Annotated in this window: 22 protein-coding genes and 1 pseudogene; 8 read left to right on the top strand and 15 right to left on the bottom strand. The window is 53.3% G+C overall.

Annotated elements, in window-relative coordinates:
- The first annotated feature begins 104 nt into the window (after window positions 1-104).
- Together D9734_RS01230 and D9734_RS01225 are read left to right on the top strand one after the other, a co-directional pair.
- A complete protein-coding gene (locus D9734_RS01230) occupies window positions 105-317 on the top strand; it encodes a DUF1471 domain-containing protein (RefSeq protein WP_000848792.1) in 213 nt (70 codons plus the stop codon).
- A 66-nt stretch (window positions 318-383) separates the two neighbouring features.
- Window positions 384-512: pseudogene (locus D9734_RS01225) on the top strand (hypothetical protein); the annotation flags it as partial.
- A gap of 271 nt (window positions 513-783) precedes the next feature.
- Here D9734_RS01225 and nadR read toward each other — a convergent pair.
- Genes nadR through serB form a run of 3 tightly spaced genes read right to left on the bottom strand, consistent with a single transcriptional unit; the run spans window position 784 to window position 4,436 of the window.
- On the bottom strand, window positions 784-2,016 hold the full coding sequence (gene nadR / locus D9734_RS01220; RefSeq protein ID WP_130204790.1) for a multifunctional transcriptional regulator/nicotinamide-nucleotide adenylyltransferase/ribosylnicotinamide kinase NadR: 1,233 nt from the start codon (window positions 2,014-2,016) through the stop codon (window positions 784-786).
- Between the two features lie 20 nt (window positions 2,017-2,036).
- Window positions 2,037-3,419: a DNA repair protein RadA gene (radA, locus tag D9734_RS01215; protein WP_001029698.1), complete on the bottom strand. Its 1,383-nt coding sequence runs from the start codon at window positions 3,417-3,419 to the stop codon at window positions 2,037-2,039.
- Between the two features lie 48 nt (window positions 3,420-3,467).
- Entirely contained in the window at window positions 3,468-4,436 is a 969-nt protein-coding gene (serB, locus tag D9734_RS01210; protein WP_130204788.1) for a phosphoserine phosphatase, read from the bottom strand.
- 105 nt (window positions 4,437-4,541) lie between these two features.
- Between serB and D9734_RS01205 the strand changes: the two genes are divergently transcribed.
- Genes D9734_RS01205 through D9734_RS01195 form a run of 3 tightly spaced genes read left to right on the top strand, consistent with a single transcriptional unit; the run spans window position 4,542 to window position 6,525 of the window.
- Complete coding sequence (locus D9734_RS01205; RefSeq protein ID WP_130204786.1) at window positions 4,542-5,186, top strand: YtjB family periplasmic protein; 645 nt, start codon at window positions 4,542-4,544, stop codon at window positions 5,184-5,186.
- A gap of 27 nt (window positions 5,187-5,213) precedes the next feature.
- Window positions 5,214-6,230 (top strand): lipoate--protein ligase LplA, encoded by a 1,017-nt coding sequence (gene lplA, locus D9734_RS01200; RefSeq protein WP_130204784.1) that lies wholly within the window; start codon window positions 5,214-5,216, stop codon window positions 6,228-6,230.
- A 31-nt stretch (window positions 6,231-6,261) separates the two neighbouring features.
- Entirely contained in the window at window positions 6,262-6,525 is a 264-nt protein-coding gene (locus D9734_RS01195; RefSeq protein ID WP_130204782.1) for a helix-turn-helix transcriptional regulator, read from the top strand.
- Between the two features lie 160 nt (window positions 6,526-6,685).
- On the opposite strand, the gene deoD is transcribed toward D9734_RS01195, so the two are convergent.
- The 4 genes from deoD to deoC form a co-directional block, all read right to left on the bottom strand.
- Complete coding sequence (gene deoD / locus D9734_RS01190) at window positions 6,686-7,405, bottom strand: purine-nucleoside phosphorylase (RefSeq protein WP_000224878.1); 720 nt, start codon at window positions 7,403-7,405, stop codon at window positions 6,686-6,688.
- Window positions 7,406-7,461: 56 nt separating this feature from the next.
- Entirely contained in the window at window positions 7,462-8,685 is a 1,224-nt protein-coding gene (deoB, locus tag D9734_RS01185; protein ID WP_130204780.1) for a phosphopentomutase, read from the bottom strand.
- Between the two features lie 51 nt (window positions 8,686-8,736).
- Window positions 8,737-10,059: a thymidine phosphorylase gene (gene deoA, locus D9734_RS01180; protein ID WP_000477811.1), complete on the bottom strand. Its 1,323-nt coding sequence runs from the start codon at window positions 10,057-10,059 to the stop codon at window positions 8,737-8,739.
- A gap of 125 nt (window positions 10,060-10,184) precedes the next feature.
- Complete coding sequence (gene deoC, locus D9734_RS01175) at window positions 10,185-10,964, bottom strand: deoxyribose-phosphate aldolase (protein ID WP_088544469.1); 780 nt, start codon at window positions 10,962-10,964, stop codon at window positions 10,185-10,187.
- Window positions 10,965-11,221: 257 nt separating this feature from the next.
- On the opposite strand from deoC, the gene D9734_RS01170 reads away from it, so the two are divergent.
- Entirely contained in the window at window positions 11,222-12,772 is a 1,551-nt protein-coding gene (locus D9734_RS01170) for a YjjI family glycine radical enzyme (RefSeq protein WP_130204778.1), read from the top strand.
- The gene (locus D9734_RS01165) at window positions 12,744-13,607 is read left to right on the top strand and encodes a YjjW family glycine radical enzyme activase (RefSeq protein ID WP_130204776.1); all 864 of its coding nucleotides are present in this window, start codon (window positions 12,744-12,746) and stop codon (window positions 13,605-13,607) included. The genes D9734_RS01170 and D9734_RS01165 overlap by 29 nt, the downstream gene beginning before the upstream one ends.
- A gap of 45 nt (window positions 13,608-13,652) precedes the next feature.
- Here the strand turns inward: D9734_RS01165 and D9734_RS01160 are convergent, their stop codons facing one another.
- From D9734_RS01160 to holD, 8 genes are all read right to left on the bottom strand, one after another.
- Window positions 13,653-14,435 (bottom strand): metal-dependent hydrolase, encoded by a 783-nt coding sequence (locus D9734_RS01160; RefSeq protein ID WP_130204774.1) that lies wholly within the window; start codon window positions 14,433-14,435, stop codon window positions 13,653-13,655.
- Window positions 14,432-15,505, bottom strand: coding sequence for a patatin family protein (locus D9734_RS01155; protein ID WP_130204772.1), 1,074 nt, complete (start codon window positions 15,503-15,505; stop codon window positions 14,432-14,434). The genes D9734_RS01160 and D9734_RS01155 overlap by 4 nt, the downstream gene beginning before the upstream one ends.
- A 121-nt stretch (window positions 15,506-15,626) precedes the next feature.
- Window positions 15,627-15,788, bottom strand: coding sequence for a DUF1328 family protein (locus D9734_RS01150; RefSeq protein ID WP_000490275.1), 162 nt, complete (start codon window positions 15,786-15,788; stop codon window positions 15,627-15,629).
- 126 nt (window positions 15,789-15,914) lie between these two features.
- Complete coding sequence (gene osmY / locus D9734_RS01145; RefSeq protein ID WP_112035949.1) at window positions 15,915-16,520, bottom strand: molecular chaperone OsmY; 606 nt, start codon at window positions 16,518-16,520, stop codon at window positions 15,915-15,917.
- 401 nt (window positions 16,521-16,921) lie between these two features.
- The gene (gene prfC / locus D9734_RS01140; RefSeq protein ID WP_130204770.1) at window positions 16,922-18,511 is read right to left on the bottom strand and encodes a peptide chain release factor 3; all 1,590 of its coding nucleotides are present in this window, start codon (window positions 18,509-18,511) and stop codon (window positions 16,922-16,924) included.
- A 90-nt stretch (window positions 18,512-18,601) separates the two neighbouring features.
- Window positions 18,602-19,279 (bottom strand): pyrimidine 5'-nucleotidase, encoded by a 678-nt coding sequence (gene yjjG, locus D9734_RS01135; RefSeq protein ID WP_000870705.1) that lies wholly within the window; start codon window positions 19,277-19,279, stop codon window positions 18,602-18,604.
- Window positions 19,280-19,293: 14 nt separating this feature from the next.
- A complete protein-coding gene (rimI, locus tag D9734_RS01130; RefSeq protein WP_001092450.1) occupies window positions 19,294-19,740 on the bottom strand; it encodes a ribosomal protein S18-alanine N-acetyltransferase in 447 nt (148 codons plus the stop codon).
- Window positions 19,709-20,122 carry a DNA polymerase III subunit psi gene (holD, locus tag D9734_RS01125; protein WP_130204768.1) on the bottom strand — a complete coding sequence of 138 codons (414 nt, stop codon included), beginning with the start codon at window positions 20,120-20,122 and terminating at the stop codon, window positions 19,709-19,711. Before holD ends, rimI begins: the two co-directional genes overlap by 32 nt.
- A gap of 102 nt (window positions 20,123-20,224) precedes the next feature.
- Here holD and rsmC point away from each other — a divergent pair, with 102 nt between their 5' ends.
- On the top strand, window positions 20,225-21,256 hold the full coding sequence (gene rsmC, locus D9734_RS01120; protein WP_001272309.1) for a 16S rRNA (guanine(1207)-N(2))-methyltransferase RsmC: 1,032 nt from the start codon (window positions 20,225-20,227) through the stop codon (window positions 21,254-21,256).
- Window positions 21,257-21,377 lie beyond the last annotated feature (121 nt).

Genomic DNA, 21,377 nt, shown 5'->3' with positions numbered 1-21,377 from the left:
TAGTCTATTGCCATTTGTATCATTTATGTTATCAGGCAGCAGGCGTATTCTCTCCCCATCGCGTTAATAAACGCCAAACAATTAAGACACTCTGGAATATAAACATGAAAACGATCATCGCAATTTTTACGGCTTCCCTTTTCTCTGTCGCGGCGTTTAACGCATCGGCGCAAAGCGTGACAGCAACCGGTACAACACTGGATTCCGCTGAAGCGGTTATTGCGCAGAAAGCGAAAGAGATGAACGCCTCTGAATACAAAATTACCAGCGCTCGCATGGGCAATACCGTCACCATGAGTGCCGAACTGTATAAATAATCGCGCGAGGAACCCATTACGTAATTTGCTAAATATGCGCTGAATGCGTTGCCATGAAAAAACCGTATTGTACTGCCACCGATGACGCGTTCCCGCGCCGGTGCGGGTGACGTTGCGATTGACATGATGGCGGAGTATTACGCGCAGCGCGCCAGTGCTGGACTTATCATCTGCGAAGGTACGCAAATCAGCAGAAGCGCTGCGCATAATTTTCCACGGCACGCTGATTTACTCCGGTAAATACACCAAAGCGCGCGCCGAAGCGAACTGTCAGATTTGATTGCATTCTGGCTACGCAACCGGTCGGTTGGAGTATGAAGTTGCTCACGAATAGCCTTAGCATCCGCAATTTCGTAGCGGGTCACCCGTACAGGTTCTTTCTAATCTCGACAGTCTCTTCCAGAGAGGTTTTCAACTCATCAAAAAAACTCATTTTATACCTCGCCTTTGAGCAGTTTCGTCACGGTTATCCCTGCTCCCCCATCATCTCCCGCACCAGCTCCACGCAGCGCAGGAAACGGCTGTCGTAATCGTCCTCTTCAACCCGCACGAATTCGATATTGTTCTCTTCCAGCATCTCCACCAGCAAGTTCTGGAACTCTTTGCGATCCACCGAACTACCGAGGCTGCGTAAACCATCCGCCACCCACGGAGTGTTGTTCTCCAGCAGGATCACCAGATCAAAACGGTATTCATCGATCAGCGCCTGCACGAACGGATGCTCGCGTCCTTCGTACTTTTTGCAGAACGCCTGAGTAGTCACAAAATCAGTGTCGATAAACGCCACTTTATTGGCATATTTTACTGCAAAATCAATATATTGTGCGTGTCCCAGCGCGATTTTATCGTAGTCGGAATACTGCAATGCGATCTCATCGCCGCCGAGATGCGAAAAGACATAATCACGACCAAACTCCCACGCACTGGTGGTGTTGAAGATATTGGCGAGTTTGTTTACCAAGGTGGATTTACCGCTCGATTCACCACCGAGGATCGCCACGGTGCGCACAAAAAACGGCTTCACTTCGGTAGGAATATATTCCCAGTAGCGGAACGGGTTTTCGCGGATCTGCGCACCGCTGATACTCATAAAGGTGCGTTTCGGATCGACCAGCACTGTTTCGATCCCCAGATGTTCCATATACTGCGGCGCGTCGGCTTCTTCCGAGGTGTAGATCAGATCCGGCTGGATCCCCTTTTCAGCCATAAACTTTTTGATGCCGTTACTCCACACATCCCAGCCGTGCGGATACGGCTCCATGCCCTCTTCGTTAAAGGCATGAATACGAATGTTTTTTTGATACTTAAAGGTTTGCAATAACCAGCGCAGACGATCCGGCACGGTCGGCTGCTGCGACATGGCACTGTCTTCGAACAACGCGCGGTCACGGGTATCGTCAAAGCCCATAATGATATGCAGCTCGTCAACCTGGCTACAGGCGCGCTGGATAAGGTAGATATGTCCGGTATGCAGTGGGTAGAACTTACCGAATACAACGCCGATCGTTTTCTTCTGCCGTGGAAACTCAAGCCCCAAAAAACGGTGCAACGCCTCCAGCTTTTGCGCGCTGGGGCTTTTGATTTTGGCATTCAGTAACTGGCTTAAATACCCTTTGGTCATACCGCTGGCATCAGCTACCTGCTGTAGCGTGCAGCCCTGTTGCTTGATGGCAGTTTTCAGGTAATCAAATGACGACATATCTCCCTCCGTATCTCTCATTATAAGTCGTCGAACACGCTAAGCGCGTCGGAGAGTTTTTTAACGCCAAAAATCTGCATCCCTTCCGGCGCTTTTTTCGGTACGTTAGCCGCCGGAACAATCGCCCGCCGAAAACCGTGTTTCGCCGCTTCCGAGATTCGTTCCTGGCCGCTGGGCACCGGGCGGATCTCCCCTGCCAGCCCGACTTCACCAAATACCACCAGATCCTGCGGTAGCGGTCTGTCACGCAGACTGGAAACCATCGCCAGCAGTAACGCTAAGTCGGCACTGGTTTCGGTTACCTTCACGCCGCCGACCACGTTCACAAACACATCCTGATCGGCCATTTGCAGGCCGCCGTGACGGTGCAGCACCGCCAACAGGATCGCCAGACGGTTTTGTTCCAGACCTACAGCCACGCGGCGTGGATTCGCCATCATCGAGTGATCGACCAGCGCCTGAATCTCCACCAGCAGTGGACGCGTTCCTTCCCATACCACCATCACTGAACTACCAGAGGTCACTTCATCGCCACGGCTTAAAAAGATGGCTGAAGGGTTGCTGACTTCACGCAGCCCCTGTTCGGTCATCGCAAATACGCCCAGCTCATTCACCGCGCCGAAGCGGTTTTTATGGCTGCGCAAGGTGCGAAAACGGGAGTCGGCATCGCCGTCCAGAAGCACCGAACAGTCGATACAGTGTTCCAGCACTTTAGGGCCAGCCAGCGAACCATCTTTGGTTACGTGCCCCACCATGACAATCGCCACACCGCGCGTTTTGGCGAAGCGCGTCAGATAAGCCGCTGTTTCACGCACCTGCGCCACGCTGCCTGGCGATGACTGAACATCCGCCATATGCATCACCTGGATCGAGTCAATTACCATCAGCTTCGGTTGCTCTTCTTCGGCAATCAGGCAGATCTGCTCGATGCTGGTTTCCGACAACATATTGAGATTGTCAGTCGGCAGGCCAAGGCGATGAGCGCGCATTGCCACCTGTTGCAGCGACTCTTCGCCAGTGACATACAGCGTTTTCATCTGCTGCGCCAGTTTGCACAGCGTTTGCAGTAGCAGCGTGGATTTCCCGGCACCTGGGTTACCGCCAATCAGAATGGCGCTTCCCGGCACAACGCCGCCGCCTAATACGCGGTCGAACTCTTTAAATCCGGTGGAAAAACGCGGCAGCTCTTCAAGGCTGATATCGGAGAGTTTCTGGACTTTAGCCACTCCGGCGCTACCGGCATAGCCACTCAGACGCTCGTTACGCGCCACCGTTGGCGACGCAGCAAGACGCACCTCGGTGATGGTGTTCCAGGCATGACAGGCGCTGCACTGCCCCTGCCAGCGCGGATAATCGGCCCCGCATTCATTACAAACAAAGGCGCGTTTTGGAGCTTTTGCCACGGTGTACCTCGTTAATGCTGTGCCGCCCGCAGGATGACGGGCGGGCAATTACTTCTGATTCAGGCTGCCAGAGAGGATGCAGAATACCCCCATCAAGTCAGCGTGACGGATGGTGACTTCCGTCTTTTCATTCACTTTTGGCTTGGCATGGTAGGCAATCCCCAGCCCTGCCGCTTTGATCATCGGCAGGTCGTTGGCACCATCGCCAATCGCCACGGTTTGCGCCAGCGGAATATCATACTCCTGCGCCAGCCGGGTCAGGGTTTTCGCTTTGTACTGCGCGTCCACAATGTCGCCGATCACATTGCCGGTAAATTTACCGTCCATGATCTCCAGTTCATTGGCTACCACGGCGGTTAATCGCAGCTTGTCGCGCAGGTATTCAGCAAAGAAGGTAAAGCCGCCGGAGGCAATCGCCACTTTCCAGCCCAGCGTTTCTAGCTTCAGCACCAGTTGCGTTAAGCCTGGCATCAGCGGCAGATTTTCACGCACCTGTTGCAGAATATTGGCGTCAGCGCCTTTCAGCGTCGCCACGCGGCTACGCAGGCTAGCGGTAAAATCGAGTTCGCCGCGCATCGCCCGTTCGGTCACTTCCGCCACCATCTCGCCCGTTCCAGCCAGTTTGGCAATTTCATCAATACATTCAATCTGGATGGCGGTGGAGTCCATGTCCATCACCAGCAAACCCGGCGTGCGCAGATGCGGGATTTTCCCCAGCGGCGCGACATCCAGCTGCGCTTCGTGGGCCAGGCGCGTAGCCCGGGCAGTGAGTGAACCTGCCAGACGAATCACCTGATAATCTTCCACGCACCAGGCGGCAACAATCACCATTGCCGCGCCCAGTTTGCTCTGGTATTGGGTCAGACGTTGTTTATCCAGCCCACGACCATACAGCAGCCAGCCGCTACGACCTGCGTGGTAATCCAGTGGCATCACTTCATCACCACTTAATGAAAGAGGCAGACCCGGCCATAAAGAGACATCTTCAGGCAGGTCGCACCAGGTAATGTTAGGCATTAAGGCTCCTGTAAAATCGTTCGAAGCAGGGAAAATAACGCATGAGGCTACCTTGTATCCATTGCTTCTGGCAACATTAAGTCTCAAATTTTCAACGGGTGGAATATGGCTCGCACAAAACTAAAATTCCGGCTGCATCGGGCAGTGATTGTCCTGTTCTGTCTCGCGTTGTTAGTCGCACTAATGCAGGGAGCATCATGGTTTAGTCAAAACCACCAGCGACAGCGTAATCCACAGCTGGAAGAACTGGCCCGTACCCTGGCGCATCAGGTAACCCTGAACGTTGCGCCGCTGATGCGTACCAACTCACCTGATGAAAAACGCATTCGGGCGATCCTCGATCAGTTGACGGACGAAAGTCGCATCCTCGACGCGGGTGTGTATGACGAACAAGGCGATCTTATCGCCCGCGCAGGCGAAAGCGTCGAGGTGCGCGACCGACTGGCGCTCGACGGTAAAAAAGCAGGTGGCTATTTTAACCAGCAGATTGTCGAACCGATTAAGGGGAAAAATGGACCGCTCGGCTATCTGCGCCTCACGCTCGATACCCATACGCTCGCCACCGAAGCCAAACAGGTGGATAACACCACCAATATTCTACGCCTGATGCTGCTGCTCTCGCTGGCAATCGGTGTGGTGCTGACTCGCACACTGTTGCAGGGTAAACGTACCCGCTGGCAGCAATCGCCCTTCCTGTTAACCGCCAGCAAACCGGTACCGGAAGAGGAAGAAAGCGAGAAAAAAGAGTGACCCATTACTACAAGAAAGGAAATCGTTATGTCCACATTACGCCTGCTCATCTCTGACTCTTACGATCCGTGGTTTAACCTGGCGGTGGAAGAGTGTATTTTTCGCCAGATGCCCGCCACGCAGCGCGTTCTGTTTCTCTGGCGCAATGCCGACACGGTAGTGATTGGTCGTGCGCAAAACCCGTGGAAAGAGTGTAATACCCGACGGATGGAAGAAGATAACGTCCGCCTGGCACGGCGCAGCAGCGGTGGCGGCGCGGTGTTCCACGATCTCGGCAATACCTGCTTTACCTTTATGGCTGGCAAGCCGGAGTACGATAAAACCATCTCCACGGAGATTGTGCTTAATGCGCTGAACGCGCTCGGCGTCACCGCAGAAGCTTCCGGGCGCAACGATCTGGTGGTGAAAACCGCCGAAGGTGACCGCAAAGTCTCAGGCTCGGCCTATCGCGAAACCAAGGATCGCGGTTTCCACCATGGCACCTTGCTGCTCAATGCCGACCTCAGCCGCCTGGCAAACTATCTCAATCCGGATAAAAAGAAACTGGCGGCGAAAGGCATTACTTCAGTACGTTCCCGCGTGACCAATCTGACCGAGCTGCTACCGGGAATTACCCATGAGCAGGTTTGCGAGGCCATAACCGAGGCCTTTTTCGCCCATTATGGCGAGCGCGTGGAAGCGGAAATCATCTCCCCGGACAAAACGCCAGACTTGCCGAACTTCGCCGAAACCTTTGCCCGCCAGAGTAGCTGGGAGTGGAACTTCGGTCAGGCTCCGGCGTTCTCGCATCTGCTGGACGAACGCTTTACCTGGGGCAGCGTAGAACTGCATTTCGACGTTGAAAAAGGCCATATTACCCGCGCCCAGGTGTTTACCGACAGCCTTAACCCCGCGCCGCTGGAAGCTCTCGCCGGGCGGCTGCAAGGCTGTCTTTACCGCGCGGATATGCTGCAACAGGAGTGCGAAGCGCTGCTGGTCGACTTCCCTGAACAGGAAAAAGAGCTACGGGAGTTGTCGGCGTGGATAGCGGGGGCGGTACGGTAACTCGCTCATTAAAATATCCAGGGAAGGAAATATGAACGATCTGGAGAACCAGGAACGGGAGATTATCAATTTAATGTTCAGCCAGGGTATATCCTGGCTAGCCGCCGTGCGTATCAGGCATAAATTATCGCTTGCTGAAGTAAGTAAAATGTTAGGTATCTCGATTAATTCTCTAAAACGGATCGAAAAGACGGAACGGCTTAGCTCAAATATCAAAAGCAAAATGGCAGGAATTTATGGTTGTCCGCCAGAGTTGCTGATATGCCCTTACTGGATGACGGTTGAACATAAATGAATAGATTCGTGAATAGATACTTGAATGGATTTGATTTCCTATCCATATGAAAAATAATAGTAAATCTATAAATCAGTTGCTATTGATGAATAGATACTAAAAAGCCGGAGCAGTCTCCCGCTCCGGCTTAACACGACAATCGCCTTTCAGCGAAACACAATTACTCTTTATCGCCCAGCAGAACGGATTCCAGTGCGATTTTGATCATGTCGTTGAAGGTGGTCTGACGCTCTTCAGCAGTGGTCTGCTCGTGAGTACGGATATGGTCAGACACGGTGCAGATAGCCAGTGCTTTCGCACCAAACTCTGCAGCCACGCCGTAGATACCAGCCGCTTCCATTTCTACGCCGAGGATGCCGTATTTTTCCATCACGTCGAACATTTCGCCGTCCGGAGAGTAGAACAGGTCAGCGGAGAACAGGTTACCAACGCGCGCATCAACGCCCAGGGCTTTAGCTGCATCTACTGCGTTACGCACCATGTCGAAGTCAGCGATAGCCGCGAAGTCATGATCTTTAAAACGGATGCGGTTAACTTTGGAATCGGTGCAGGCACCCATACCGATAACGACGTCACGCAGTTTTACGTGCGGCAGAACAGCGCCACAGGAACCTACGCGGATAATTTTCTTCACGCCGAAATCGGTGATCAGTTCTTTGGTGTAGATGGAGCAGGACGGGATACCCATACCGTGACCCATTACGGAAATTTTGCGGCCTTTGTAAGTACCGGTGAAGCCCAGCATACCGCGAACGTTGTTCACTTCACGGGCATCTTCAAGGAAAGTTTCAGCAATATACTTCGCACGCAGCGGGTCGCCAGGCATCAAAACTACGTCAGCGAAATCGCCCATTTCTGCATTAATGTGTGGGGTAGCCATCGTTTTATCCTTTTTGTGACATAACAAAGGCGGAGTCAACGCTCCGCCCAAATCCATCAGAACATGGCTTTGCCATATTCCATATCAGAAGTACCAAAATATTTTGCCAGAGTCTGGCCGATATCCGCGAAGGTTTCGCGGTGACCCAGCGAACCCGGTTTTACTTTCGGGCCGTAAACCAGTACCGGAATGTGTTCACGCGTGTGGTCAGTACCGGTCCAAGTCGGATCACAACCATGATCAGCGGTGAGGATCAGGATGTCGTCATCGCGCAGCAGAGACATCAGTTCCGGCAGACGGCGGTCGAACAGTTCCAGACCCGCAGCATAGCCTGCGACATCGCGACGGTGGCCCCAGGAAGAGTCGAAGTCAACGAAGTTGGTGAAGACGATGGTGTTATCACCCGCTTCCTTCATCTCTTTAATGGTGGCGTCAAACAGCGCGTCCAGGCCGGTCGCTTTCACTTTCTTGGTGATACCGCAGTTAGCGTAGATGTCCGCAATCTTACCGACAGAAACCACCTGACCATGTTTTTCATCAACCAGTTTCTGCAGCACGGTCGGTGCTGGCGGTTCAACGGCCAGGTCGTGACGGTTACCGGTACGCTGGAAGTTACCGGCTTTGTCGCCGATAAACGGACGAGCGATAACACGACCGATGTTGTAGCCGCCGTTGGTCAGCTCTTCACGGGCGATTTCACACAGTTCGTAGAGTTTATCCAGACCGAAAGTTTCTTCATGGCAGGCAATCTGGAACACGGAGTCAGCGGAGGTATAGAAAATCGGCTTGCCGGTTTTCATGTGCTCTTCGCCCAGTTGATCCAGGATGACCGTACCGGAAGAGTGGCAGTTACCGAGGTAACCTGGCAGGTTAGCGCGTTCAACCAGTTTATCCAGCAGCTCTTGCGGGAAGCTGTTTTCGTGATCGGAGAAGTATCCCCACTCAAACAGAACCGGGACACCGGCGATTTCCCAGTGACCGGACGGGGTATCTTTACCGGATGACATTTCGTGCGCCCATGCGTACGCGCCGATAACTTCAGCGTTGCCGTCCATTCCTGCCGGAATGAAACCGGTAGAACCTTCATGTGCTTTCGCCAGCCCCAGACGGGTCAGATTTGGCAGATTGAGCGGGCCTTTACGACCTTTATCAGCTTCGCCTTTGGCGCAAGCTTCTGCGATATGACCCAGGGTGTCAGCCCCGACGTCACCAAAGCGTTCTGCATCTTCTGTAGCGCCGATGCCGAATGAGTCCAGCACCATAATAAATGCACGTTTCATATGTTCTCCGTACTCAGTGCTTCAAATTTAAATGATCAGATCAGTATACCGTTATTCGCTGATACGACGATAGACAGTTGGTGTGCTTTCCGGTGCTTTATCGGCAAGTTTAATTGCCGCTTTCACCGCTTTCGCCGCTTCCTGCCAGCTGTTTTCGTCTTTCGCGTGGATAACCGCCAGCGGACGCTGACCGTCTACCTGGTCGCCCAGACGCGCCATATCAGTAAAGCCGACGCTGTAATCGATGGTGTCAGATGCCTGACGGCGACCGCCGCCCATCGCAACCACTGCCATTCCCAGCGCACGGGTATCCATTTCACTGACAAAACCTTCGGTATCAGCATAGACTGCTTTCGTCAGCATCGCTGTCGGCAGATACTTCGCGTAGTTCTCAACGAAGTCGGTCGGGCCTTTTTGTGCTGCCACCATACGACCAAAGACTTCTGCCGCTTTACCGTTGTCCAGCACCGCCTGCAATTTTGCGCGCGCTTCGGCGTCATCTTTCGCCAGTTTACCGGAGATAAGCATCTCCACGCACAGCGCCATCGTGACATCAAACAGACGCGGGTTACGATACTCACCCGTCAGGAACTGCACCGCTTCACGTACTTCTACCGCATTACCTGCACTGGAGGCCAGCACCTGATTCATATCGGTGAGCAGCGCGGTGGTGCGCACACCAGCGCCGTTAGCCACGCCAACAATCGCTTCGGCAAGGGCTTCAGAGAGTTCGTAGGTCGGCATAAACGCGCCGCTACCCACTTTCACGTCCATCACCAGCGCGTCCAGACCTTCCGCCAGTTTCTTCGCCAGGATTGAGGCGGTGATCAGCGGGATGGAGTCCACGGTTGCGGTAATATCGCGGGTCGCGTAGAAACGTTTATCTGCCGGAGCCAGTGAGCTGGTCTGACCGATAATCGCCACACCGACGTCTTTAATGATTTCGCGGAAACGGTTGTCATCCGGGAAGATGTCGAAGCCAGGGATGGATTCCAGTTTGTCGAGCGTGCCGCCAGTATGACCGAGGCCGCGACCGGAGATCATCGGAATGTAACCGCCGCAGGCTGCGACCATTGGCCCTAACATCAACGAAGTGACATCGCCGACGCCACCGGTGGAATGTTTATCAACAATCGGGCCATTCAGATGCAGGCTTTTCCAGTCGAGAACGGTTCCTGAATCTCGCATCGCCATGGTCAGCGAGACACGCTCCGGCATCGTCATATCGTGGAAGAAAATGGTCATCGCGAGGGCGGCAATCTGCCCTTCGGAGATAGTGTTGTCGCGAATGCCGTTGATAAAGAAACGAATTTCTTCATCGCTCAGCGCATGACCATCACGTTTTTTACGAATAATTTCTTGTGCGAGAAACAAGGTAACCTCCCATGGAAAAGAGTATGAGGCGGCTTTTGCCGGATGCGTCTACGCCTTATCCGGCCTACGGATGATACGTCTCGTAGGCCGGATAAGCGCAGCGCATCAAGCGCAAAGCATCTTACTTAGTAGCTGCTGGCGCTCTTACCGTCGCCGTGGCCCAGCGCTTTCAGCAGGCTTGCCAGCAGGCTGGAAGCGCCAAAGCGGTAGTGACGCGCATCTGCCCAGTCAGCACCGAACAGTTCATCTGCGATGGCGAGATATTTCTGCGCATCTTCCGCAGTACGCACGCCGCCCGCCGGTTTGAAACCAACGGTTTTTTCTACGCCCATGTCGCGGATCACTTCCATCATGATGCGCGCGCTTTCCGGCGTCGCGTTCACAGCCACTTTACCGGTAGAGGTTTTGATGAAGTCAGCGCCGGCTTTGATGGAGATTTCAGACGCTTTACGGATCAGCGCTTCGTCTTTCAGTTCGCCAGTTTCGATGATCACTTTCAGCAGTACGTTCGCCGCCGCGCAAGCCTCTTTACAGGCTTTCACCAGATCAAAACCAACTTGCTCGTTGCCCGCCATCAGCGCACGGTACGGGAACACCACGTCAACTTCATCAGCACCGTAGGCGATTGCCGCACGGGTTTCTGCCAGCGCAATTTCAATGTCATCATTACCGTGTGGGAAGTTGGTTACCGTAGCAATACGGATTTCCGGGGTGCCCTGCTCTTTCAGCGTTTTGCGAGCAATCGGGATAAAGCGAGGATAGATACAGATAGCAGCGGTATTGCCGACCGGAGTTTTGGCCTGATGACACAGGGCGATCACTTTCTCGTCGGTGTCGTCGTCATTCAGGGTGGTCAGGTCCATCAATTTCAGTGCACGCAGGCTGCTTGTTTTCAGATCAGTCATTTCATTCTCCTGGCTTGTCGCCAATAAAATTCACCTTGCGAGTTTGTTAGTATTCTAACATCGACTCCGCAACACACTTCGATATACATCACAATTAAGAAAATCTACTTACAAATTTGCATTACGGTAATGCGATCTGGTTCAAATAATTCACTTTCAAATGAATGCACCGATGGTGACAAACGCATCAGGATCAAAGTGAACATCACGAAACTTCTTACAATGGCGCATCACCTTTGGCATAAAAGGAAAAGAAGATGCCCACTTCTCACGAGATTGCACTGCAACAACGTTGCCAGCAAATTGTCACAAGCCCGGTGCTTAGTCCGGAGCAGAAACGCCATTTTCTGGCGCTGGAAGCAGAAAACAATCTGCCTTATCCGCAGCTGCCTGCCGAAGCCCGCCGCGCGCTGGATGAAGGCGTAATCTGCGATATGTTTGAAGGTCATGCGCCGTACAAACCGCGCTATGTCTTACCCGATTACGCCCGTTTTCTGGCGAACGGTTCCGAATGGCTGGAGCTGGAAGGCGCGAAAGATCTTGATGACGCGCTCTCTCTGTTGACCATTCTTTATCATCATGTCCCTTCGGTCACATCGATGCCGGTCTACCTGGGGCAGCTGGATGCGTTGTTGCAACCGTATGTTAGAATTCTAACACAAGACGAGATCGACATTCGAATAAAACGTTTCTGGCGTTACCTCGACAGAACCCTGCCAGACGCCTTTATGCATGCCAATATCGGCCCGTCTGATTCGCCCATTACCCGAGCAATTTTACGCGCAGATGCAGAGTTGAAGCAGGTTTCACCGAACCTGACCTTTATCTACGATCCTGAAATTACCCCTGATGACCTGCTGCTGGAAGTGGCGAAAAACATCTGTGAATGTAGCAAACCGCACATCGCCAACGGTCCGGTGCATGATAAAATTTTCACAAAAGGGGGCTACGGGATTGTGAGCTGTTACAACTCACTGCCGCTGGCGGGGGGTGGCAGCACGCTGGTGCGCCTTAACCTGAAAGCCATTGCCGAGCGCAGTGAATCGCTGGAAGACTTCTTTACGCGCACTCTACCGCACTACTGCCAACAGCAGATCGCCATCATCGATGCGCGGTGTGAATTCCTCTATCAACAATCACACTTCTTTGAGAATAGCTTCCTGGTGAAAGAAGGGCTGATTAACCCTGAACGTTTTGTGCCAATGTTTGGCATGTATGGGCTGGCAGAAGCGGTTAACTTGCTGTGCGAGAAAGAAGGGATTGCCGCGCGCTACGGTAAAGAAGCCGCTGCAAATGAAGTGGGTTATCGCATCAGCGCGCAACTGGCGGAGTTTGTCGCCAATACCCCCGTGAAATATGGCTGGCAAAAACGCGCCATGTTGCACGCACAGTCGGGGATCAGTTCTGATATCGGCACCACGCCGGGCGCACGCTTGCCGTATGGCGATGAGCCAGATCCGATCACCCATCTGCAAACTGTCGCCCCGCATCATGCTTATTATTATTCCGGCATCAGCGACATTCTGACGCTCGATGAAACCATCAAACGTAATCCGCAGGCGCTGGTACAGCTTTGCCTCGGTGCCTTTAAAGCCGGAATGCGTGAGTTTACCGCCAATATCAGCGGTAACGATCTGGTTCGCGTTACCGGTTATATGGTGCGTTTGTCGGATTTAGAAAAATATCGCGCCGAAGGTTCACGCACCAACACCACCTGGCTGGGCGAAGAGGCCGCACGTAACACTCGTATTCTGGAACGCCAGCCGCGCGTGATAAGCCATGAACAGCAGATGCGCTTTAGTCAGTAAGATTATCCCCTTCTCCTGCGTTGACGGGCCAGGCAGTCGTCTGGCTCTGTTTTTGCAGGGCTGCAATCTGCGCTGCAAAAATTGTCACAATCCGTGGACGATGGGGCGCTGTAATGATTGCGGAGAGTGCGTGCCACAGTGTCCGCATCAGGCGTTGCAGATTGTTGACGGCAAAGTGCTGTGGAACGCTATGGTCTGCGAGCAATGTGATACCTGCCTGAAGATGTGTCCGCAACATGCCACGCCAATGGCGCAATCCATGAGCGTGGACGAGGTGCTTAGCCATGTCCGCAAAGCGGTGCTGTTTATTGAAGGGATAACGGTGAGCGGCGGCGAAGCCACGACCCAGCTGCCGTTTGTGGTGGCGCTGTTTACTGCTATCAAAAATGATCCGCAACTGCGCCACCTCACCTGTCTGGTGGACAGTAACGGTATGCTGAGCGAAACCGGCTGGGAAAAATTACTCCCGGTGTGCGACGGCGCGATGCTCGATCTCAAAGCGTGGGGGAGCGCGTGCCATCAACAGCTAACCGGACGCGATAATCAGCAGATTAAGCGGAGCATCTGTTTGCTGGCAGAGCGCGGCAAGCTGGCGGAACTGCGTTTGCTGGTAATCCCTGGCCAGGTGGATTATTTGCAACACATCGATGAGCTGGCGGCGTTTATCAAGGGACTTGGCGATGTTCCGGTTCGCCTGAACGCGTTTCATGCCCACGGCGTGTATGGCGAGGCGCAAAGCTGGGCGAGCGCCACACCGGAAGATGTTGAGCCGTTGGCTGATGCGTTACGGGAGCGCGGGGTGAGCCGGTTGATATTTCCGGCGCTGTATTTGTGACATGCCGGATGCGGCGTGAACGCCTTATCCGACACGAAAGACAAACTACCCACATACGTTAAACACCGCATACGTGTTATTAAGCAACACTTCGGCAATTTCATCCGCGGGTTCCGGGCGTAACTCACAAAGCACAGCAAACACACGGGCAGCCTGCTCCGGGCGGTTAGGCTGCCCCTGAAAACCGTTGAGCGGCATATCCGGCGCGTCGGTTTCCAGCAACAACGATGCCAGCGGTAATTTTGCGATGACATCGCGGGTTTTACTGGCGCGTGGATAGGTGATAGTACCGCCTACGCCAATTTTGTAGCCCAGCTGTACAAACCGTTCGGCCTGCTGCAAGCTGCCGGAAAAACCGTGAACCACGCCAGTGCACGGCAAATCGTGGCGCTTAAGATGCATCGCCAGTTTGTCGTGCGTGCGCCGTGAATGAAGGATCACCGGCAGAGCGTAGCGTTTCGCCAGTTTCAGTTGTTCGTCGAGCAACCACTGCTGCCTCTCAAATTGCGGATCGTCGCCAAAGAGATCCAGGCCGATCTCCCCCACCGCTACCACCTTCGTCGGATGCCTTTCCAGCGCCTGCTGTAACTGATCCAGCGATGCATCGTTATGTTTTTCCAACATACCCGGATGCAAGCCCAATGCGGCATACAGTGGCTGATAATTTTCCGCCAGTGCCAACACGCGGGCAAAATTTGCCGCCTCGGTTGCCGGAACAATGATCTTGCCTACGCCCGCTTGTGCCGCGCGTTGCAGGCTGGCCTCTTCATCGCCGCTAAACGGCGGGAAATCAAAATGGCAGTGGGTGTCGATAAAACGGCAAATCAAGCCAGATCCTCATTGTTAAATGTCGGGTCGTTCGCCTGCGGAGCGTCGCTCACTTCGGCAACCAGCGTATCGTTGGCGACTGGCGCAGGCGGAATGACTATCGATTCCGGCGTCACCACTGGCACCAGATGGCGGGTAAGCGGCGCTTTTTCAGTTAATAGCTTGCCAACCGTGGCGAGGAAATAACGACCGCATAAACGCCCAAGTTTATAGTCTTCGCGCAGTGCCGGAAGCCGACTACCGAGCGCAATACTATGCAATGGCTTCGGCGGATAAATTTCGAATATCCGCAGCTTGCCCGGTGGTTTCTCAATAAACTGCTGAATGTCACGATAGCTGGTTTCATGATGCTGCACCAGATTGACCAGCGGCTGCAGGCTACTGTCACCCAGCCAGCGTTCCATGCGCTTGAACCACTGCGGCGTGTAGTACATTTGTGACGGCACGGTGCGGATGACGACCAACGTTTTTGCTCCCTGCCTTGCCGCCTCTTTAACCGGAATCGCATCACTGATCCCACCATCCAGGTAGTTAATGCCTTCAAGCGACACTCCGCTACGATAAAAACCAGGTATCGCACTGGAGGCGCGAATCACATCCAGCCAGTTTTGTTTGGTTGGTAAAAAGTAATTCGGCGCGTAGTCATCCTGACGACAGGCACACATATAAAAGGATTTACCGCTGTCAAACAGCCGCGCGGCGGTGTCCATTTGCAACGGCATCTGGCTTGCGGTGGCCTCCACCAGCCAGTCGAGATCGATAAGATTTCCTCCACGTACAAAGCGCACTGGATCGAAAAATTCGCGTTTTGTGGTATAGCGCATGATGACTTTGCGCGCGTAACCGGGCTGATTGCAGATATATGCCGAAAGGTTCTGCGCCCCGGCAGATGTGCCGAGATAAAGATCGAAAGGATTAAACTGCGCGCGCATAAACTCATCCAGCACACCAGCCGTGAAAATTCCACGCTGCCCGCCGCCTTCGCACACCAGAGCAATTCGTCCAGGCTGGAACGGCCTTAGCGACAACGGCGCAATATTACCAAGCGTTACAGGTATTCGCTGCCCCACCTCTGCCTTCCTGTTTTTGTTGTGAAAGACTGACAAAGTAACGCAATTTATTATTCGCTAAAACCGCAAAAGCCAGTCCGCTGGACTGGCCTTGTATAAAATTTTCTTAATAGTTTGAAATCTAGGGTCGTTTTCGGCCCATAAACAAACTCACCAGGAACAGAATAATCCCGACGACAAAGACAATTTTAGCTGCGCCTGCAGCGGTACCGGCCAGACCACCAAACCCAAGTGCGGCGGCGATTAACGCGATAACCAGAAATATGATGCCCCAACGAAACATAAGCGTCTCCTTTACCATAGTTAATGTCACCGCTTGATATGAGCGTGAAAATCACTCAATGCGATATTTTTAGTGTGGTGCACATCGCGCCTCCCGACAAAGTTCGGGAGAACGAATTACGACGAATTACTTAGTTTTCAGATCATTTTTAACGCTTTTCACACCATCTACCGCTTTGGCGATACTTTCAGCACGGTCGCTTTGTGCCTGGGAATCGACGGTACCGGAGAGCTGAACCACACCGTCGGTGGTTTCAACTTTCACATGACGGGAAGGGACGATGTCATCCGCCAGTAGTTTGGCTTTGATTTCACTGGTGGTGGCGGTGTCACCCGCATAGCCCTTCACAGAACCTTCTTTAGCGTCGCGAACGTGCAGTTTGTCGCTGACAGAGGTCACGCCTTCAACGCCTTTCGCCACTTTCACAGCCTCTTCGGCCTGGGCCTGGCTTTCAACGAAACCACTCAGGGTCACCACTTTTTGATCGGTTTTGACAGAGATATCAGTGCTCTTGATGTTGTCATGATCCACCAGGGCCGCCTTCACTTTCGCGGTGATGGCGCTGTCATCCATGAAATTACCGACTTTATTCATAGAGCTATCGACTTTTTGCCCTGCGCTTTCATTGGTTGTCTGCGCGCTGTTTTCTGCGTAGGCAGAGCCGGTCGCGACGGCAGAGGTCAACATTACAGCCAGCAGAGTTTTCGAAATCTTCAGTCTTGTCATAGTCATCGATTTATTCCTGTATGTTTGCTCGTAATTTGAGCCAGGCAACACGAGGTTGCATTGCTGAAAGGGAGAGACTTCACCCTGTACAGAAGTCAATGATCGCCATCACAAAAGCGATGAGTGATGAATAACGACCATTACAGCCTCTGAATCAGTTATTAATATCAATCGGATGACAGTTAACGGTTTTAAATACTGATATCTACGTATTGATCGGTATTTAAAGCCGTCAAAAATGTCATCACTTTGTTAAATATAGATCACAATTTTGAAACCGCTCGCCACATCGACTAAAAAACGCGCAAACATAAGCAAAAGCTAATGTTTTAAGAACATTCCGCAAGCGGCTAATAAGGAAGGGAAATTGACAGGGCGCGGCGGATACCGCGCCCTGGAGGCAAGAATTAATGCTCGCGGGTCTGGTGGAACTGAACGTCCGGGTAACGCTCCTGCGCCAGGCGCAGGTTGACCATGCTGGTAGCGATGTAAGCGAGGTTGTCGCCGCCATCCAGCGCCAGTTGGCTTTCGTTCTTACGCTTGAACTCTTCGAATTTCTTCGCGTCCGCGCATTCTACCCAGCGAGCGGTGGCGACGTTGACTGACTCATACACCGCTTCGACGTTGTATTCGCTCTTCAGGCGCGATACCACCACATCAAACTGCAGCACACCAACCGCACCAACGATCAGATCGTTGTTGGAGATCGGACGGAACACCTGCACCGCGCCCTCTTCGGAAAGCTGTACCAGCCCTTTGAGCAACTGTTTTTGCTTCAGCGGATCTTTCAGCCGGATACGACGGAACAGTTCTGGCGCGAAGTTCGGAATACCGGTGAACTTCATCATCTCGCCCTGGGTAAAGGTGTCGCCGATCTGAATGGTGCCGTGGTTGTGCAGACCAAGGATGTCGCCCGGATACGCTTCTTCAACATGCGAACGGTCGCCTGCCATAAAGGTCAGCGCGTCGGAGATCACCACATCTTTCGCGGTGCGCACCTGGCGCAGTTTCATGCCTTTTTCATATTTACCGGACACCACACGCATAAACGCCACGCGATCGCGGTGTTTCGGGTCCATGTTGGCCTGAATTTTAAATACGAAGCCGGTAAATTTATCTTCGCTCGCTTCTACGGTACGGGTATCGGTCTGACGCGGCATCGGCGCAGGCGCCCACTCCACCAGGCCATCCAGCATATGATCGACGCCGAAGTTACCCAGCGCAGTACCGAAGAATACCGGGGTGATTTCGCCCGCAAGGAACAGCTCTTTGTCAAACTCGTTAGATGCGCCTTTCACCAGTTCCAGTTCGTCACGCAGCTGCTGTGCCAGATCTTCACCGACAGCTGCGTCGAGATCCGGGTTATTCAGCCCTTTAACAATGCGGACTTCCTGAATGGTGTGGCCTTTACCGCTCTGATAGAGATAGGTTTCATCTTTATAAAGGTGGTAAACGCCTTTAAACAGCTTGCCGCAGCCAATCGGCCAGGTGATCGGTGCGCAGCCGATTTTCAGCTCGTTCTCAACTTCATCGAGCAGTTCCATCGGGTCGCGGATATCACGGTCAAGTTTGTTCATGAAGGTGAGGATCGGTGTATCGCGCAGACGGGTAACTTCCATCAGCTTACGGGTACGATCTTCAACACCTTTTGCGGCGTCGATAACCATCAGGCAGCAGTCCACCGCCGTCAGGGTACGATAGGTATCTTCCGAGAAGTCTTCGTGCCCCGGGGTGTCGAGCAGGTTAACCAAGCAATCCTTATAAGGGAACTGCATCACAGAAGTGGTAATAGAGATACCACGCTGCTTTTCCATTTCCATCCAGTCCGACTTGGCGTGCTGGTTAGAACCACGGCCTTTTACCGTACCGGCGGTCTGAATGGCCTGTCCGAACAGCAGCACCTTCTCGGTGATGGTAGTCTTACCGGCGTCCGGGTGAGAAATAATGGCAAAAGTGCGGCGCTTCGCCACCTCTTGCAAATAAGGAGACAACGTCATAATTCTTTCTTCTTGAGTAAGCGGCATCGCGCCGCGCTTGTTGAAAACGAAAAATTGCGGCTATTTTACCCATCAACGGGGGGGAGGCAATCAGTGTTTACACAGGAGCTGCTCCAGTTCGTGCAACGAAGAGACGGTCCAGGTGGGCGCGATGCCTTCTGGTTGCTCGCGATTGTGCGCATTCAGCCAGCAGGTCGCAAGCCCGGCGTTGATGCCACCGAGAATATCGGACTCGGCAGTGTCGCCAACCATCAGCACGCGTGAACGGTCAGGATTGCCCGCCTGTTCCAGCGCATAATCGAAAATTTTCTTATTCGGTTTGGCAACGCCAACTTCTTCGGAAATCACCAGCAAATCGAAGTAATCACGCAGGCCCGTGCGTTCCAGACGCACTTGCTGCAAGGCGCTAAAACCGTTGGTGATTATGCCGATTTTGGCGTTACCACGAATGGCGTTAAGCAGGGAAACCGCGCCCGGCAGCGGCGTGCAGATTTCTGCCATCGCATTAATAAAGGCATCGTTGAGTTTACCCGGCTCGACGTTCAGCCGTTCGGCCCAACTTTCAAAACGCCCGTGCTGAAGCTGTAATGAAGTGATCGCGCCGTTTTGATAATCCACCCACAGTGGCTTGTTAACGGCCTGATAGTCCTGAAAATCTTCAGCGGTAAAGGTGACGCTGTAGTCAAGAAACATCCGCTGCAAGCCGGTGAATGAGTCAAAGGTAAACAGCGTTTCATCGGCATCAAAGAAAATCCAGTCCCACTTCATTATTCCACCTTGTCTTACATACTGATTGGCAACGCCATGATGATGGCGTCTTCGCGACCGTCCGTGGTGGGGTAGTAATTGCGGCGAATCGTCGCCTCGTTAAAGCCTAAACTTTCGTACAGGGCAATGGCGGCAGCGTTTGAAGCACGGACTTCCAGCCATAGCGTCGCCACGCCGCGTTTTTCCAGTTCGTCGATCAGATGTTCCAGCAGCGCCCTTCCCAGCCCCTGACGCTGATAGTCGGGATCGACCGCAATATTGAACAATGTAGCTTCATCCAGCACCACTTGCGTAATCGCAAACGCCGCCATTTTGCCGTTTTGCGTTAACTGAAAGTTGAGATAGCGCTCGCCCTGATTGCTGGCAAACGTTTTTTCACTCCACGGAAAGGCGTGGGCGCGTTGTTCAATGTGGAAAGCCGCTGGTAAATCAGTCGTTTCGAGGGAAGAAATCGTGTTCATATGTGCAAATTTGTTGCCATAACGCGGCGCGTGCCGTTGGGTTTGCCCGTAATTCGGTGAGCGCCGGTGATGCCACCTGAGCGCCTTCCAGTGATAGCGGTTCGTCAGTACCTAACCGCCAGCTGTTGCAGCGACTGCCTTGCGGCAGCATCGCGATCCTATCTGGCGTCAGTTGCAGCACTTGATCGGGGCTGACGGTTAATGCACGCAGAACGTCGCTCACCAGGGGATCGGTCAGGGCGGGAAGATCGTTTGCCACCATCACCAGACGGACGTGTGCCGGGATCGCAATGGCAATCTCCCCCTGCAACGCGCCAGGGCGACGCAGCGACCACTGGGTAATGCCCAGTTGCTGTAACTGCCAGTCTCGTCGGGATGTCATAGCGAATCGCTCCTGTTGTCAGGGGCGCAAATATAGCAAATTCGTCGATACCGCGCCAACATATGGCTATAATCGCCGCCAGTATCAATTGAGGAGCATTCCATGTCTGCATTTACCCCGGCAAGTGAAGTCTTGCTGCGTCACAGTGATGATTTCGAACAAAGCCGTATTCTGTTTGCCGGAGACTTACAGGATGACCTGCCCGCGCGTTTAGATACCGCGGCCAGCCGTGCTCATACCCAGCAATTCCACCACTGGCAGGTGTTAAGCCGCCAGATGGGGGATAACGCCCGTTTTAGTCTGGTCGCCACAGCGGATGATGTCGCAGATTGCGATACGCTGATTTACTACTGGCCGAAGAATAAACCAGAAGCCCAGTTCCAGTTGATGAATTTACTTTCTCTGCTGCCGGTGGGGACGGATATTTTTGTCGTTGGCGAGAACCGCAGCGGCGTACGCAGCGCCGAGCAGATGCTGGCAGATTATGCGCCGTTGAATAAAGTCGACAGCGCCCGTCGCTGTGGGCTCTATTTTGGTCGTCTGGAAAAACAGCCGGAGTTTGATGCCGATAAATTCTGGGGCGAATACAGCGTTGATGGCCTGACGGTCAAAACACTGCCTGGCGTGTTTAGCCGCGACGGTCTGGATGTCGGTAGCCAGTTGCTGCTCTCGACGTTAACTCCGCACACCAAAGGTAAAGTGCTGGATGTCGGCTGTGGCGCGGGCGTGCTTTCGGTTGCCTTTGCGCGCCATTCGCCAAAAATTCGTCTCACTCTGTGCGATGTCTCTGCGCCAGCGGTAGAAGCCAGCCGTGCGACGCTTGCTGCCAACGGTGTTGAAGGTGAAGTCTTTGCCAGCAACGTCTTTTCCGAGGTGAAAGGTCGTTTTGATATGATCATCTCCAATCCGCCGTTCCACGATGGGATGCAAACCAGCCTGGATGCGGCGCAAACGCTGATTCGCGGCGCGGTGCGTCATCTTAACAGCGGCGGCGAGCTGCGAATTGTAGCGAACGCCTTCCTGCCTTACCCGGACGTGCTGGATGAGACATTTGGCTTCCATGAAGTTATCGCGCAAACCGGGCGCTTCAAGGTATATCGCGCCATTATGACCCGCCAGGCGAAGAAAGGTTAAGTATCTGGCACCTGTCGCCGCATGTCGTGTTGGATGCGGCGTGAACGCTTTATCCGACCGACAAACGAATTATCCACAATCCGCTGATGGCCATTTTTCCAGCAATTACACATCAGGCGAT

Source organism: Escherichia sp. E14S1 (assembly GCF_004211995.1).
Lineage (GTDB): Bacteria > Pseudomonadota > Gammaproteobacteria > Enterobacterales > Enterobacteriaceae > Escherichia.
The sequence above is the reverse complement of the archived record's forward strand: the minus strand, read 5'-3'. Positions and strand labels throughout refer to the sequence as shown.